Raw genomic sequence first — 16076 nt, forward strand, 5'->3', positions numbered from 1 at the left:
CCATGACAGCAAATATTCAAGAAACTTTTGATTTTCTCAATCAGCAAGAGCCAGTATGGAAACCTGATAAAACACTCATTGAAAATGCAAACATCCAATTATTCATGAAAAAACACAGTATTTCCAACATCGAAGAACTTCACAGAAAGTCGATACAGAACCCGGGGTGGTTTTATAATAGCGTGCTTGAAGAGTTTGAAATCCCTTGGCATCAGCCGTATGAACAGCTTTTGAATACAGAAAAAGGCATTGCATTTGCTAAGTGGTTTGTAGGTGGAAAAACCAATCTCCATTATTACACCATTGAAAAACAGATCAGGCTTGGAAGAGGAGATGCCATTGCATTGATCTGGGAAGGTGAAGATGGTTGCTCGATATCTTATTCCTACAAAGAACTGAACGAAAAAGTAAATAAGCTGGCATCTGCTCTTAAATCCCTTGGAGTTTCTAAAGGAGACCGCATTGGGATTTACCTTCCGCCTATTCCGGAAACACAAATTTCTTTATTTGCCTGTGCAAAAATTGGTGCGGTTGTCATTCCGGTGTTTTCAGGCTACGGGGCCGAGGCCGTCGCATCAAGGCTGAACGACGGTGAAGCAAAAGTCTTGATTACAGCCGATGGTTTTTATCGCCGTGGAAAGACCGTCAAGCTGAAGGAGGAAGCTGATAGGGCAATTCAGCTAGCTCCATCGGTGCAGCGAGTCATTATTGTGAACCGTTTAAACCGAAATATTGCTTTAAATCCGAGTAAAGATATATGGTATGAGGATTTAATTGGAAGCCATTCATCCCAGGAACCAGAAATCGAATTTGTCGATTCCGATCATCCTTTCATGATTTTGTATACATCTGGGACGACCGGACGGCCGAAAGGAACAGTTCATACGCATACAGGATTTCCGTTAAAAAGCGCGCTCGATTTGTATTTTTGTTTCGATCTAAAAAGAACTGACCGCATATTCTGGTTGACAGACTTTGGCTGGATGATGGGACCGTGGCTGCTGCTCGGTGCCGCAGTGCTTGGCGCAACGGTTATCCTTTATGAAGGGAGTCCGGATTATCCTCACGAAGGGCGTTTATGGGAATTAATTGAGCGTCATCAAGTTTCGATCTTTGGGATATCTCCTACTCTCATCCGTTCACTGATGGCTAAAGATGTTACCGTACCTAATCTTTCATCTTTACGAATTCTTGGTTCGACAGGGGAACCGTGGAATCCGAAGGCTTGGTATTGGTTTTTAGAAAAAGTCGGGAACGGGCGGTGTCCAATTATTAATTATTCAGGTGGAACAGAAGTGTCTGGTGGAATATTGGGTACTTATCCAATTTTTCCGCTGAAACCATGCGGGTTCCATGGGCCAATACCGGGAATGGCTGCTAGCGTCGTCAATGACCGCGGAGAAAAAGTGGACCATGCAGTCGGGGATTTAACCATTACTGAACCGTTTGTAGGAATGACGAAATCATTCTGGAACGATGATAAGCGCTATTTAGATGCCTATTGGTCTAAGTGGGAAGGAATGTGGGCACACGGTGATTTTGCCGCAGTGGACCGACATGGATTCTGGTATTTGCTTGGACGTTCTGACGACACAATCAAGGTGGCCGGAAAACGGATCGGCCCATCAGAAATCGAAGCAGCAATTACGGCTCACGAAGCGGTAAAGGAAGCAGCAGCGGTCGGAATCCCGCACCCGGTAAAAGGTGAAGTCCCTGTTGTATTTGCTGTTATACACGAGCGTGAGGGATCACATTCTGATTTGGAACAGGAATTGCAAGCTTATGCAGAACGCTCTCTCGGGAAAGCCTTGAAGCCGGATAAAGTTTATATCGTCTCAGAGCTACCATATACAGAGAGCGGAAAAATTGCCAGAAGAGTCATCAAATCATCGTATCTTGGCGAGCCACCAGGGGATATTTCTACCCTGAAAAACAGCGGAGCGCTAAAGGAAATTACCGAAAGGGGAAAGGGAATTGAGTATATTGGCTAAAGAACGTAAACAAATCAATCTATCTGAGGAATTGACAAGACCGTTTATTCAAAATGAGCGCCAGGCAAAACTTTTTCATGAAGCATCGGTGCTTGCCGATCGTTTCCACACGAGGGCGGCAGAAATCGATGAAGAGGGGCGGTTTCCGTTTGAAAATTTTCGGGAATTGAAAAACTCCTCCTACGTTTCCCTTACTGTTCCAAAAAAATATGGAGGCGAAGAGATTTCGCTCTATGAGTTTGTCCTTCTGCAGGAGCGGATCGCCCAGGGCGATGCTTCCACCGCTTTATGTATTGGGTGGCACCTTGGGGTTTTATATGACCTCAGGGAAAGGCAGACATGGGAAAGCGCCCAGTTTGAACGAATATGCCGGGAAGTTGTGCAAAACAAGGTGTTGATTAACCGTTTGGCGACAGAGATTGCAACAGGAAGTCCAACGAGAGGCGGCAAACCGCAAACTATCGCAGTTAAAAAAAATGGCAAGTGGATAATTACGGGAAGAAAGTCGTTTGCGTCAATGGCAGTTGCCCTTGATTATTCATTAGTAACAGCAACGATTGAAGAATCAGGTGAGGTCGGCTCTTTTTTGGTCGATCATCGACTTAAAGGAGTCAGTGTGGAAGAAAACTGGGATATGCTTGGGATGCGCGGTACGAGAAGTGATGACCTTATCCTTGATCAGGTCGAGCTGCCTGAAGATGCGCTTGTAGAATTGGATCAATTGGATAATCCGAATTCTAAGACCTCGAGAGCGTGGCTGCTTCATATTCCGGCCTGCTATCTCGGAGTTGCAATTGCGGCCAGAAATTATGCAGTTTCGTTTGCGGCAGAATATCAGCCGAACAGCCTTCAGAGTCCAATTAAAGATGTTCCAGAGGTCCAGAGGAAAATTGGCGAAATGGATTTGGAGCTTTTAAAAGCAAGAAACGTTCTTTACTCTGTGGCACGACGCTGGGATACAGAACCTGACAAACGTGAAGGAATGGCCGGAGAATTGGCAGCAGCAAAACATATAGCAGTCAACAGCGCCAATGTGGTGGTTGATTTAGCGATGAGAATTGTAGGGGCTAGAAGCCTGCAAAAATCCAACCCGCTTCAGCGTTTTTACAGGGATGTCAGGACAGGGATTCACAATCCGCCGATGGATGATGCAGTTATTTCTTTGCTAGCAAAACAAGCATTGAAAAATTTTAATTAGAGCTCATAATTAATGATTTGAAGAAGATCATCCGGTGTTAAACCAAATGAAAAAACATCATTTTTAATTGAAAAAGGAGGATAATAAATTGAGATCTCATAAAATAGTATTGTTAGCAGTCCTTTTGGTATTTTCTTTGGTAATTTCAGCATGCTCGGGCTCGGACCAAAAGGCAAATGGTTCAGAGAAAAAGGTGATTAAAATAGGTGCTACAGCAGGGCCGTACAGCGACCAGGTTAACGAAGGCATCAAACCTTACTTAGAGAAAAAAGGATACAAGGTCGAAGTTATTGAGTTTAATGATTACATTCAGCCTAACATCGCCCTTGATAAAGGATCGATTGACGCAAACGTGTTTCAGAACGAGCTTTACATGAAGGAGTTTGCCAAATCAAGAAACATGGATCTCGTCGAGGTGATAAAAGTCCCGACAGCCCCGATCGGAATTTACTCCAAAAAGCATAAATCAATCGATGAAATCAAGGATGGAATGACTGTAGCGACATCCAATGACCCTGTAAACCAGGCGCGCGCCCTTATCATGCTTCAACAGCTTGGTTTAATTACCTTAAAAAAAGGAGTAGATCCAACAAAAGCCTCTGAAAAAGACATTGCCAAGTATAACAAAAAAATTCAAATTAAGCCGCTTGAACCGGCGCAGCTTCCAAGAGCGCTTGAAGATGTCGATTACTCTTTTATTAATGGAAACTTCGCCATTTCGTCCGGTTTAAAATTGAAAGATGCCGTTGTATTAGAAAAAACTCCGCCTCATTATATGATTGGAGTCACTGTTAGAGGGAAAGATAAAGACGCCCAATTCGTTAAAGATATTATAGAAGCCTATAAATCAAAAGAATTTAAGAAATTAAATGAAGAAAATGAAAAGTACAAAGGCTACGTTTGGCCAGACTGGATGAAATAATTGGATCGTACCTAAAAATTTTGAGGCTGACCCAAAACTAAGAGCCATGCACCCGTGGTTGCTGAATATTGAAAACATGATCAATGTTTCTAAAGTATGTAGTAACTGCAGACGGGAGCGAGGCATCTACCTATGGGTCTGCCTCTTTTTTTATTTGAGGTTAAAAAATCAATGACACTAAAAATGCTTCTTGTAAAAAGAATATAAATAATGAAATTTTCACTTTACAAAACGCTTTTTCGGGGGTATATTTGCTGAGAGAATTTAGTAATTTTATTAAACGGAATAAGTAAGAAAAATACCGTATTATTGTACTCATTCATAGAGCGATACAACGCTATACTATTTACATATAGGAATACTGTATTTATTAATTTGGTCTGTTAATCAGGAGTGTTTACTATGAGTATTTCAATGCTCAAAAAAATTTTGATCGGAAAACCTCTCAAAACAAGTGAATTAGGGGAACAAAAGCTAAATAAATTGAAGGCTCTTGCCGTTTTATCGTCAGACGCCCTTTCATCTGTAGCCTATGGTACAGAACAAATCTTAATTGTGTTAGCGACGATAAATGTTGTTGCGTTTTGGTATTCAATCCCAATTGCGATTGGTGTATTAGTTCTTTTAACTGCTTTGATATTATCATATCGGCAAATTATCTATGCTTATCCGCACGGGGGCGGTGCCTACATCGTTTCGAGGAGCAATCTGGGGGAAAATCCCGGGCTTATTGCTGGCGGTTCGTTATTAGTAGATTATATTTTGACAGTAGCCGTAAGTGTTTCAGCTGGAACAGATGCGATTACCTCTGCGTTTCCAGGATTACACAATTTTAAGGTCATAATCGCTTGTTTATTAGTTGTTTTTATTACAATTTTAAATCTGAGAGGTGTTACTGAATCTGCTTCTGTTCTCGCTTATCCCGTATATTTATTTGTATTCGCATTATTGCTGTTAATAGGTGTGGGAACATGGAAAATAGCAACCGGTCAAGTACCGGCAGATTTACATACACCTATCGGTACGGCTGTTCCCGGTATTAGCTTATTTTTACTGCTTAGAGCTTTTTCATCTGGTTGTTCTGCCCTTACTGGAGTAGAAGCTATTTCGAATGCGGTCCCAAACTTTAAAGAACCTGCAGCAAAAAATGCTGCAAATACATTGCTCATGATGGGAGTTATCCTGGCCATTCTTTTCTCTGGCATTACGTTTCTCGCTTATTGGCTGGGAATTGTACCAAAAGCTGAAGAAACAGTTGTCTCTCAAATTGCATCAGAAATTTTTGGGAGAAACTTACTGTACTATTTTATCCAAGGAACTACGGCATTAATACTAGTTCTTGCAGCGAATACAGGTTTTTCTGCTTTTCCGCTGCTAGCTGTCAACCTGGCTTCTGATAAATATATACCGAGAATGTTTTTGATTCGTGGAGACAGGCTTGGCTATTCCAATGGAATTATCACCCTAGGAATCGCGTCCATTATGCTTATTATTGCTTTTAGAGGGGAAGTAGAACACCTCATTCCGTTGTACGCAGTTGGGGTTTTTATTCCTTTCACTCTTTCGCAATCAGGTATGATTGTGAAATGGTTAAGAGAGAAGCCAGCAGGTTGGTTATATAAACTGACTGTAAATTTAATTGGTGCTCTTATTTCCTTAACTGTCGTGATTATTTTCTTTACCACAAAGTTTTCTCAAGTATGGTCTGTACTTATTTTCTTACCGGTCATTGTTTTCGTGTTTCATCGAATTAAACACCATTACGAAGCTGTGGGAGAACAGCTCAGAATTCATCCGAATGAGGAATCTCTGAAGCTAGAAGGAAATGTTGTTATTGTTCCTGTTGCAGGGATAACAAAAGTAGTTGAAAATTCTTTGAACTATGCTCGGTTAATCGGGGACACAGTTATTCCAGTATATGTCGCTTTTGACCGAGAAAGCGAAAAACGGATGGAGGAAAAGTGGAAGGAATGGAAGCCGGATATTCGCCTGGTAACCCTTTATTCCCAATATCGAAGTATAATGAAGCCTCTTGCCCGATTTATTGATTTAGCAGAGGAAAAAGCCGCTGAAAACAAATATACTCTTACAGTTTTAATTCCTCAATTTATCACAAAGAAAAGATGGCACGATATATTGCATAATCAATCAGGCTTACTTTTAAGGTTATACCTTCTTTATCAAAAAAATGTGATTGTCACGACTGTACCATATCGATTAAAAAAATAGAATGCCTTGTCTGTTGCACCGTTTTCTTAAAGAAGCCTTATTAGGCTTCTTTTTGTATGTATACATTTTCCCCTTTTACAAAACTTAACAGTATAAATAACGCATTTATAATCATACTCGTTCTAAGATGATAATCCGAGAGGGGATGAAATGATGGTTAATGAGCGGCCTTTGGAAGAATGGATTAAGAATCTCAGTGAGGCGAGTTTGCAAAAGAATATTGACCGCCGCAGTTTTCTTCATATTGCCGGTAAAATTGCGGGGCTTTCACTTGGTTTTGTCATCGCACAGTCTATAGGGGGATTTGAGGTCAATGCTGCCCCAAGATTTAGAGACTACCCTTTTACACTTGGTGTTGCTTCAGGTGATCCGCTATCAGACAGTGTGGTACTATGGACAAGATTGGCTCCAGATCCGTTGGGCGGCGGAGGAATGTCTTCCCAGGCGGTACCAGTTAAATGGGAGGTTGCTATAGATGAATATTTCCGCAAAATTGTCCAGCGCGGCACTGAATTAGCAGTGCCTGAGCTCGGTCATTCTATTCATGTGGAAGTACACGGACTAAAACCAAACTTTGAATACTTTTACCGGTTCAAAAGCGGAAATGAAGTGAGCCCCGTCGGAAAAACAAAAACACTCCCAGAAATTGGAACAAGCGTTTCCAGTCTAGCTTTCGCGTTTGCATCCTGTCAGCAGTATGAACATGGATACTATACTGCATATAAGCATATGTCCAAAGAAGATCTTGATCTCGTCTTCCACCTAGGCGATTACATATATGAATATGGACCGAATGAATATGTTTCAAACACAGGAAATGTCCGAACACACAATAGTCCAGAAATCATTACGCTTGAAGACTACCGAAACCGCTATGCCCAATATCGTTCAGATGTAAATCTGAAAGCCGCCCATGCTGCCTTCCCGTGGGTTGTGACATGGGATGATCATGAAGTCGAAAACAACTATGCGAATGTCATTCCTGAAAAAGGGCAGTCGGTTGAGGCATTTATCAAACGTCGAGCTGCTGCGTACCAGGCTTATTATGAGCACATGCCGCTCCGCCAATCATCTTTGCCACACGGCGGTGATATGCAATTATATAGGAATTTCTCTTACGGTGATTTAGCATCTTTTTTTGTTCTTGATACACGTCAATACCGTGATGACCAAGCAAATGGCGATGGAAGCAAACCGCATACGCCAGAATCTTTGGATCCGAATCGCACCCTTTTGGGAGCAGAACAGGAAGAGTGGCTTTTAGGCAATCTTGGCAATTCATCGTCACAATGGAATGTGCTGGCACAGCAAGTTTTCTTTTCACAGCGGAATTATGGAACAAGCACATCCCCAAAATTTAGTATGGATTCTTGGGACGGTTACCCGGCAGCACGTCAGCGTATTACTGATTTCGTTGCAAGCAACAATATTAATAATTTGATCGTCTTGACAGGGGATGTCCACGCAAGCTGGGCATCAAACCTGATGACGGATTATAATGATCCAAATTCTAAAATTATCGGTGCTGAATTTGTCGGAACTTCCATTACATCCGGAGGGAACGGAGCTGATAAGAGGGCAGACACCGATCGTATTTTAGGGTTGAACCCGCAAATTAAATTCTTTAACGACTATCGGGGCTATGTCCGCTGCAGGGTCACTCCAGAATACTGGCAAGCTGATTACCGTGTGCTCCCATTTGTTACAAAACCGGGTGCCGATATTTCAACAAGAGCGTCCTTTACTTATGAAAAAGATCAAACGGGACTGAAAGAAATATCGTCTACAATTGTTCCGGAAGGTGTTCGAATTTCAAATGAAGTCGAAGAAGACCGCAATCGGGCCCATGGCCGCGCCCATGAAAGACAAATGCAAAGGAAATTGAAAAACTTCACGAATTAATGAGGCTTGTACCATATCAAAAAATAGAAATTCGGGGTAAAGGCAAACGGACGGACGGCACATTGCCAAACTGGTAATAAATGGTTGATCCGGACCTTGGTGCGAAGTCCATAATAAAGCCAGATTTGACACACCAATTGCTTTTTTCTCTGTTTTGCTTTATCTTCTTTTGAGAGATACCTGCATAAATAAACAGGTAAAATATAAAAAGCAAATCGATTTTATTAAAGAAGCTTTTTCCTAAAAAAGGGATATTATGTTACTATTAAATCCATAGCTTATTAAACGGTAAGGTTTGAATGAAACCTTAAAGAGAAAGTATGCAGGAGGATTAATAGTCTGTGATTATAAAAACGGAAGAAGATCTTAAAGGTCTGCAAGAGATAGGAAAAATTGTCGGAACAATACGGGATGAAATGATTCAAGCAGCAAAGCCAGGTATTACAACCAAAGAATTGGACGAATTTGCTGGAAAGCTTTTTGAGAAATTTGGAGCGGTTTCAGGACCTAAAGGTCAATATGATTTTCCAGGCTTTACTTGTATAAGCGTTAATGAAGAAATTGCCCATGGAATTCCCGGGCAGCGTGTCATTCAAGAAGGGGACTTAGTAAATATTGATGTTTCTGGTTCTAAGAATGGCTATTTTGCAGATACCGGATTATCTATAGTGGTTGGACAAGGAGATTCGGTTCTATTTAACCTTTGTGAAGTAACAAAAAAAGCCTTTGATGCAGGCTTAAATAAAATCAAAGTGGCTTCAAGAAAAAATGGTATAGGTAAAGCTGTTTATCAAACCGCCAGGCAACATGGTTTTACAGTAATTAAGAACCTTACTGGGCATGGAATAGGATTATCTTTGCACGAATCCCCTGATCATATTTTAAATTATTATGACGCATGGGATAATGAGTTGCTAAAAGAAGGCATGGTCATCGCGTTTGAACCTTTTATTTCGACAGGAGCAGAAGAAGTGATTGAAAAAGGAGACGGCTGGACATATATTACTAAAGACAAAAGTTTTGTCGCTCAAATTGAACATACAATCATCATTACAAAAGACGGCCCTTTGATTGTAACGCTTTAAAAAGCTAAAGATCAAAGGTGGCGTAAAGTATATTTTCTGTAAAAATAGAAACCTATTTTTATAGTTTAAAACTTTCCAAAACAGTCGAAAATAGAAATAGAGTAAAATGAGAGGGAGAGTTAGATGCTTGTATTAAAACATTATTTCTTAAGTGAAATCGAACGGTTCCAGAAGGAAAGAACGGTACTAAGTGTAATGAATGATTTGACGGAAGAACAGGTTTTAGCAATGGATGACAGGGAACTATTGGAGATATACAATGAATGCATAAAAGAAAAGCTTATCACAGGATAGGCTTTTCGATGAAGGCTCATAAACGAGAAATTCATTTAGGGTTCTCTGCTTGAAAATGGCTTATTGCCGGGACATTCTGGACTTTAATCAAACGTTTGATTAAGAATTATAATTCCGGAAAATTGCTCAAGAATTAGGCGATATTTGTTAAGGACAGTTTCCTAAAATTTTCGGTTATCGACCACTTTTTGAATTTATCGACCACATTACATGATATATCGACCACTTTTTAAATATATCGACCACATTACATGATATATCAACCACTTTTTGAATTTATCGACCATTTTTCGCAATCCGGCCGTCTTTGTGCTACAATCTTTTCTGTCAAATCGGAAACGTAAACTACAAGCAAAGGAAGAAAGCAATGAGCAAAACACTGCCGGTTCAAAAAAACGATTATATAGATGTTACTTTTGAAGACCTGACGCATGATGGAGCAGGCGTTGCCAAGGTGGATGGCTACCCGATCTTCGTTCCAAAAGCACTGCCAGGTGAAAAAGCTAAAATAAAAGTCATTAAAATAAACAAAAGCTATGGCATCGGCCGTCTGATTGAGATTTATGAAAGAAGCCATTACCGCGTTGACGTGGCAAGCGGTGACGCCCATAAATACGGAGGCTGCCAGCTTCAGCACATGAGTTATGAAGGGCAGCTGCAGTTTAAAGAAAATCAAGTCCGGCAAGTGCTCACCCGCATCGGCAAACTAGAAGATGTGAAGGTCCATCCAATTTTAGGTATGGACAACCCTTGGCACTACCGAAACAAAGCTCAAGTTCCTGTTGGTGAAAAAGACGGTAAACTCATTGCCGGCTTTTTTAAACCGCGAAGCCATGAAATCGTCGATACAAATGAAAGCCTAATACAGATTCCGGAAATCAATAAAGCAGTGCAGGCAGTGAAGGAAATCTGCAGCGAACTCGGAATTCCGGCTTATAATGAAGAGGCACATAAAGGAGTGCTTCGCCACATTATGGCCCGCTACGGAAAACAAACAGGGGAGCTCATGGTTGTCATTATTACAAGAACAGCCGACATCCCGCATAAAAACAAACTAGTCAAAGAAATTATCGCCCGTCTCCCGAAAGTAAAATCGATTGTCCATAACGTAAATCCAAAGCGGACGAACGTTATTTTAGGCGAGAAAACAACTGTACTTTGGGGAAATGAAGTCATCTATGATTATATTGGGAACGTTAAATTTGCTATCTCTGCCTTGTCCTTTTATCAGGTGAACCCTGACCAAACGAAAGTGCTGTATGACAAAGCTCTGGAGTACGCCGGATTGACTGGGGAAGAAACAGTCATTGATGCATACTGCGGCATCGGAACGATCTCATTGTTCCTTGCTCAAAAAGCGAAAAAAGTATTCGGCGTTGAAGTTGTACCGGAAGCAATTGAAGATGCAAAGCGAAATGCCGAATTAAATGGAATCACCAACGCCGAATTTGCCGTTGGGGAGGCGGAAGTCGTCATTCCTAAATGGTATAAAGAAGGAAACAAAGCAGACGTACTCGTGGTCGACCCGCCGCGGAAAGGCTGCGATGAGGCGTTATTGAAGGCGATTATTGATATGAAACCGAAAAAGGTTGTGTATGTATCTTGTAATCCAGCGACTCTCTCTCGTGACTTGCGAATCCTTGAGGATGGTGGATATAAAACGCTTGAAGTGCAGCCAGTGGATATGTTTCCGCAGACGATGCATGTTGAGGTGATAGTGAAGCTTGTTTTAAAAGGTACAGTAGAATAAACTGTACCTAATTAAGAAGAAAGTGAGGGGGAAAGGTTGTAATGTATTTTAATCTTTCCTTCCTCATAAACTTCTATCTTATTAATGAGTCTTTGTAGAACTTGCTTTAATACCTGTTCATCGTCAATGTCAAGGTTAGCAAAGCGTTCTACTTCCTTTTTAAAGAACTGTAATTCTTCTGCGGTATCTTTTCTAGTAGATAGAGCGGATTGAAGCTCAGCTTTTTTGACTGCAAGTTCCTTCTGTTGTTGGGCTATTCTTTCATTTTGAGCCTTGAATTGCTCTATTGTGATATGCCCCTCTGTATGCAGCGTTAGAATATTATCAAACCGTTTGTTTACTTCTTTAAGTTGTCTCTCAGTTTGCTTAATTTCCTTTTCAAAGTTGGAACTTACAGAACTAACTTTCTTCTCTGCGATACCGTAAAGCTTTTCTAGTTTAAGACTATCTTTTATAAGACCCCTGAGGTCATCTTTAACAGTCTGCAAGAGAATACTTTCCTCAATGATATGTGAAGAGCAATGAACGGTTGTAAACTTTACATAGCCCCCACAAACATAAGCCCCTTTACGTCTATCAGGCTTAAAATGCATTCCACTTCCACAGTCTGCACATTTAGCGATATGAGCAAATAAACTCTCTTTACCGTTGCTTCTGTGGGCTCCTTTTTTCTTCATGAGTTCCTGAACCGCTCTAAAATCATCTTCCGTAATGAGAGGGGGATGAGTGTTTTTAATAATGATTTGCTTTTCAAGGTCTACCTTTTTTCTAATCTTATACAACTCAGAGTCACTTAGAAACTTTGTTGTTTCTTCTCTGTTGTGTACTAGGCTTCCTGTGTAAGCAGGGTTGTTTAGGATACCTTTTATTGTGTTCTGGTGCCATTTTGCTCCTGCATTAATGGCTCCTGCTACTGCTCTTGGTGTAGGTATGCCCCTTGACATAAAATCATTTGTAATTTTAAACATTCCCCACCCTTGGTAGAGGTAAAGATGAAAAATCTCTTTTACATAAGGAGCGGTTCTTTCGTCTACTTCTAGCTGATTAGTATGAGGGTTCATCTTATAACCATAGGGAGGAACAGACGCTTTATATTTCCCTTGTTTTGCTCGTTCTTTCAAGCCCAATTTTACCCTATGGGACAGCTTTAGGTTTTCTTCTTTAGCAAATACAGCTTTTAACTCAAAGGGCATTGAACTGTCACTTGTTTTAGAGTCGTAGAAATCCTCAGGGAGTATTAAGCGGACATTTTGTCTCTCAATCTGTTCAGCAGTCTGTAAACTTTGTACAGTGTTTCTTCCCAGCCTTGATACGACTTAGCAATAACAACGTCAATATCCTTCTTTTCAAGGTCTTGTAGCAATTTGTTAAGCCCTGTACGGTTCTTTATTCCTGCCCCGCTTATACCATTATCAATATATCTTTCGATAACGGTAAACCCTTTCTCATGAGCTATACTCTCAGCTAAAGAGATTTGATTTTGTAAACTGTTCTGTTGTTCTTCCTTTCTCGTACTAACACGAGCATAAATTGCACATTTCATCAATTCGCCACTCCTTTAGTAGTAGGAGTGACATTAGTTCTTTCCTTATCGTAGGAAGCATTTGACATTTTGTCAATCATATATTCAAGAAATGATTGTACAATCTCTTCTAATGACTCTGACCCTATAAACTCTCTTTCAACTTTCATGAAAAATCCCCCTCTTTTAGGTAATGCTGCTTTGCTCAGCCTAGTAATTGTTTTAAGGAAGGGAATTGTTGCGAAAAAATTTTTTTGTATCATTATCGCAACAATTGGAGGGCATACCTCGATAACTATGTTGAAAGTACATGCTACTTTAAAAATTATTATTAGGGGGAGTCATTATGGTATGGGTAATGGAGAGGTTAGTAAATATGTCTAAGGAGAGTATAAGTGAAAATCATTTTGTAGCTGTTCCTAATTCATTAAGGAAATGTATTGGTCTTTCTGCAAACGATAAGGATGTATTATATGATATTTTATGGTCGATTAATGATAATGAAAGCTGTTTTCCATCTAAATCGACTATTGCGGAAAGGTTAAATATAGGTGAAAGTACAGTAGGGAGGTCATTGAACAAGCTACACTCAATGTACTTCCTTAACATTGAGAATAGAGTAGGAACATCTAATCTTTATTCAATATGTTTACTAGAGGATAATCCATATTTGATTATTAGTGAGTTAACACATTGGTATAAGAAGAGATACAAAACTGTAGATGTTCCGAAGAACTTTTGTAAATCAAAAGTTTCAAAGGCTATTTCAAAATATCTTGCTGAAAAGCATAAGGAATATGCGGATAGGTTGTTCGATTGCTGTAGTAACGAGGATTATAATTCAGTCCTAGAAAACTTCCTTGAAGAAATGAATAAGTATGTTGTAAATGCTACCAATGTAAAGATTGAATATAAATGGAACAAAGAAGTACCTTTATTCTAATTACTGAGTCACCCCCTCTAGTCAAAATTACATGAGGGTAACAAAAGTTAATTCAATTTGAAATAGGGGTCACATCTACTTATATCAAAATGGCATATCTCCTATTAGCAAATTAAATGACTAAATAAAGTAAGTAGAATAAAGAAAATCAAATTAAATAGAGAAATAATTAAATAAAGATAATTAAAGTAGAGGGAGCGGGTTGACCGCTCCTATTTTTTCGGTAAATTGTTACTTAATTTTATATTTGTGAAATTTTTGAATTTAAACTTAAAATATTTTGTTAGTTATAAAAGAAAACCGCTCTATGTGGTAAACACATAAAGCGGTTGGTTGCAGATTGATTAACCCTAAAGAAATTCAACAATTTCTTTTTCTGTTGCCCCATGATCAAGTAAAAACCTTTCTAGGCTATCTTTGTCTACGCTGTACCCGTATTTGGTATTGATAGAGTAATAGCCATTTTCTATACGAGGGGCTTTTTCTAATTGTCCACGTTGCAAGTAACCCAACACTGCATTTTCAGTAAATGCTATGTTAAAGTGGTTAAGTATTCTACTAGTCTTTTCAATGCTAATCATTTAAACATCACCTCTTAATACGAGTTTTCGAAGGCTTTCCTTGGAAAAGTAAATTCTATTCTCAATATGCACCTTCTCAACATATGGAGAAGAAGATAATTCAAATAGCCTTTGAGTAGTAACTCCTAATATTTCGGCTGCTTGTGAAAAGCTATATAAATCCTTAGTTTTCACTATCATCTTTAGCACCTCCATTTTGGAGCCATTCAACTACAACCGTTTTGTTAAAACGAACTGATTTACCTACCTTTACACGTCCTGGAATTACTCCTTCTCGTGCTAGTTTATAGGTTGTTTGCTCACTCATATCTAGCAATTTTGATAATGAATGAACTGTTAGAAACTCTTTTTCCATACCGTAAAACCTCCTAATTTTAATATCCTTTTCCTTGACGCCCTCATTATAAGAACGGAACTTTATATTCTTAACAGCAAATCGAATAGAATAATGGAATAAAACATAAAATGATAAATAACAATAAATACTCTTAATATTTGCGTAAATAAGTAGAATTTTATAGGCAAGTAGAGAGAACGAATGTATAGTTATTACCTCTAAAAATGGTGGTATCTGTTTTTATTGCGGTTGAAGGTTTTAGGACATACGTTTTGAAGTAGTTGTACGTCTTGATAATTTGAAAATTACATATGGAGCGGATAACCGATACGTAAATTTTTGTTGCTAAAAGTCAATCGTTCGGCACTGGGTGGGGCTATGAATAGAGGGAATTAACATCCTTCTAAAATTCTTTCTATAATGTCTCAGTAGTTAATACATGCTAAACACCAAGCTAAAATACATTTTAGGTACATGCACCTAGCAAAGTCTTAGACATAAAATAAAATAGTTTATTTCAGGGAGGTATCATGGATGAACCCTTATTCGGATTATTACGAATTGTCAAACAGACAGAATGATAAATTGGTAAAAGATATAGAGAAAGCCATTAATGGGGAGTATAGTGCCATTCAATGCTATGAAAAATTGGCTAATCTGGCACCTTCATCGAAGGAGAGAAATCAAATTCTTGAAATTCGTCAAGATGAAATAAGACATTTTCAACAGTTTACACAAATATATGTTAGTCTAACCGGAAGACAACCAAAGTATAAACTAATTGAAGAATGTCCAAACACTTACAAGGAAGGCTTGGAGTTTGCTTTTTTAGATGAGCAAGAAACTGTGGATTTTTATTTAGATATATCAGAACAAACAAGTGACCCATATATAAAAGGGGTATTTCATAGAGCGTCAGCAGATGAGCAGAACCATGCTGTTTGGTTTCTTTACTATTTATCAAGAAAGAGACATTAACCATTAATTTATCTCTTCTTTGAATATTGAACTAATGCCACTCCTGTATGTACTATCATCTCTACACACGTTGAGTGCTGTGCGTTGCTAAAATTACGTTAAGTTAAATAAAAGCAGATGGTAACGAGAGTCTATAAAAGATCCTCGCAGTACCGTCTGCTTTTATTTAATCAGGAGAAAAGTATAAACAAACTATCAAACTTTTTTCGTCACTTCTAATAAAGGTGAAACTGTTTACGAATGACATCAAACACATTACGGAGAAGGTCGATGTTTTATTGTTTTTTCATTAACAATATGCTTCCCTCAATCATAGATACTATGGCTTGGGAGACCAAAAGTGA

The 16076-nt window shown here is 39.2% G+C and carries 15 protein-coding genes and 1 pseudogene; 10 read left to right on the plus strand and 6 right to left on the minus strand.

Translation table 11 applies throughout. The features are described from left to right. Positions 1–2 precede the first annotated feature (2 nt). The 8 genes from BMMGA3_RS01850 (at position 3) to rlmD (ending at position 11371) form a co-directional block, all read left to right on the plus strand. On the plus strand, positions 3–1991 hold the full coding sequence (locus tag BMMGA3_RS01850) for an AMP-binding protein (RefSeq protein ID WP_003348341.1): 1989 nt from the start codon (positions 3–5) through the stop codon (positions 1989–1991). Then, on the plus strand, positions 1984–3189 hold the full coding sequence (locus tag BMMGA3_RS01855; protein WP_237712873.1) for an acyl-CoA dehydrogenase family protein: 1206 nt from the start codon (positions 1984–1986) through the stop codon (positions 3187–3189). The genes BMMGA3_RS01850 and BMMGA3_RS01855 overlap by 8 nt, the downstream gene beginning before the upstream one ends. Positions 3190–3277: 88 nt before the next feature. After that, positions 3278–4111 carry a MetQ/NlpA family ABC transporter substrate-binding protein gene (locus BMMGA3_RS01860; RefSeq protein WP_003348336.1) on the plus strand — a complete coding sequence of 278 codons (834 nt, stop codon included), beginning with the start codon at positions 3278–3280 and terminating at the stop codon, positions 4109–4111. 402 nt (positions 4112–4513) lie between these two features. Continuing rightward, complete coding sequence (locus BMMGA3_RS01865; protein ID WP_003348335.1) at positions 4514–6340, plus strand: APC family permease; 1827 nt, start codon at positions 4514–4516, stop codon at positions 6338–6340. 153 nt (positions 6341–6493) lie between these two features. After that, positions 6494–8242 (plus strand): alkaline phosphatase D family protein, encoded by a 1749-nt coding sequence (locus BMMGA3_RS01870; RefSeq protein WP_003348333.1) that lies wholly within the window; start codon positions 6494–6496, stop codon positions 8240–8242. Positions 8243–8583: 341 nt separating this feature from the next. Continuing rightward, positions 8584–9327 carry a type I methionyl aminopeptidase gene (gene map, locus BMMGA3_RS01875; RefSeq protein ID WP_003348331.1) on the plus strand — a complete coding sequence of 248 codons (744 nt, stop codon included), beginning with the start codon at positions 8584–8586 and terminating at the stop codon, positions 9325–9327. Between the two features lie 123 nt (positions 9328–9450). After that, a complete protein-coding gene (locus tag BMMGA3_RS17705; RefSeq protein ID WP_003348329.1) occupies positions 9451–9621 on the plus strand; it encodes a hypothetical protein in 171 nt (56 codons plus the stop codon). A gap of 367 nt (positions 9622–9988) precedes the next feature. Next, complete coding sequence (gene rlmD, locus BMMGA3_RS01880) at positions 9989–11371, plus strand: 23S rRNA (uracil(1939)-C(5))-methyltransferase RlmD (RefSeq protein WP_003348327.1); 1383 nt, start codon at positions 9989–9991, stop codon at positions 11369–11371. Positions 11372–11382: 11 nt separating this feature from the next. On the opposite strand, the gene BMMGA3_RS01885 is transcribed toward rlmD, so the two are convergent. The 3 genes and pseudogenes from BMMGA3_RS01885 to BMMGA3_RS17710 form a co-directional block, all read right to left on the minus strand. Continuing rightward, positions 11383–12432, minus strand: coding sequence for a recombinase family protein (locus tag BMMGA3_RS01885; RefSeq protein WP_412151008.1), 1050 nt, complete (start codon positions 12430–12432; stop codon positions 11383–11385). Between the two features lie 90 nt (positions 12433–12522). Beyond that, positions 12523–12914: pseudogene (locus BMMGA3_RS18105) on the minus strand (recombinase family protein); the annotation flags it as partial. Continuing rightward, the gene (locus BMMGA3_RS17710; RefSeq protein WP_003348325.1) at positions 12914–13063 is read right to left on the minus strand and encodes a hypothetical protein; all 150 of its coding nucleotides are present in this window, start codon (positions 13061–13063) and stop codon (positions 12914–12916) included. The gene BMMGA3_RS17710 and the pseudogene BMMGA3_RS18105, both read right to left, overlap by 1 nt. A 176-nt stretch (positions 13064–13239) precedes the next feature. Between BMMGA3_RS17710 and BMMGA3_RS01890 the strand changes: the two genes are divergently transcribed. Continuing rightward, complete coding sequence (locus BMMGA3_RS01890; protein WP_003348324.1) at positions 13240–13836, plus strand: helix-turn-helix domain-containing protein; 597 nt, start codon at positions 13240–13242, stop codon at positions 13834–13836. Positions 13837–14186: 350 nt separating this feature from the next. On the opposite strand, the gene BMMGA3_RS01895 is transcribed toward BMMGA3_RS01890, so the two are convergent. From BMMGA3_RS01895 to BMMGA3_RS01905, 3 genes are read right to left on the minus strand one after another with little or no spacing between them, the layout of a single operon-like run. Beyond that, positions 14187–14417: a hypothetical protein gene (locus tag BMMGA3_RS01895; RefSeq protein WP_003348323.1), complete on the minus strand. Its 231-nt coding sequence runs from the start codon at positions 14415–14417 to the stop codon at positions 14187–14189. Next, positions 14418–14597, minus strand: a complete 180-nt coding sequence (locus BMMGA3_RS01900; protein ID WP_003348322.1) for a hypothetical protein — start codon at positions 14595–14597, stop codon at positions 14418–14420. Then, positions 14581–14772, minus strand: a complete 192-nt coding sequence (locus tag BMMGA3_RS01905) for a helix-turn-helix transcriptional regulator (protein ID WP_003348321.1) — start codon at positions 14770–14772, stop codon at positions 14581–14583. The genes BMMGA3_RS01900 and BMMGA3_RS01905 overlap by 17 nt, the downstream gene beginning before the upstream one ends. Positions 14773–15288: 516 nt before the next feature. Between BMMGA3_RS01905 and BMMGA3_RS01910 the strand changes: the two genes are divergently transcribed. Continuing rightward, a complete protein-coding gene (locus BMMGA3_RS01910) occupies positions 15289–15732 on the plus strand; it encodes a ferritin-like domain-containing protein (RefSeq protein WP_003348320.1) in 444 nt (147 codons plus the stop codon). Positions 15733–16076 lie beyond the last annotated feature (344 nt).

The sequence above is a fragment of the Bacillus methanolicus MGA3 genome (genome assembly GCF_000724485.1).
In the GTDB taxonomy this organism is placed as follows: Bacteria; Bacillota; Bacilli; order Bacillales; family Cytobacillaceae; genus Bacillus_Z; species Bacillus_Z methanolicus_A.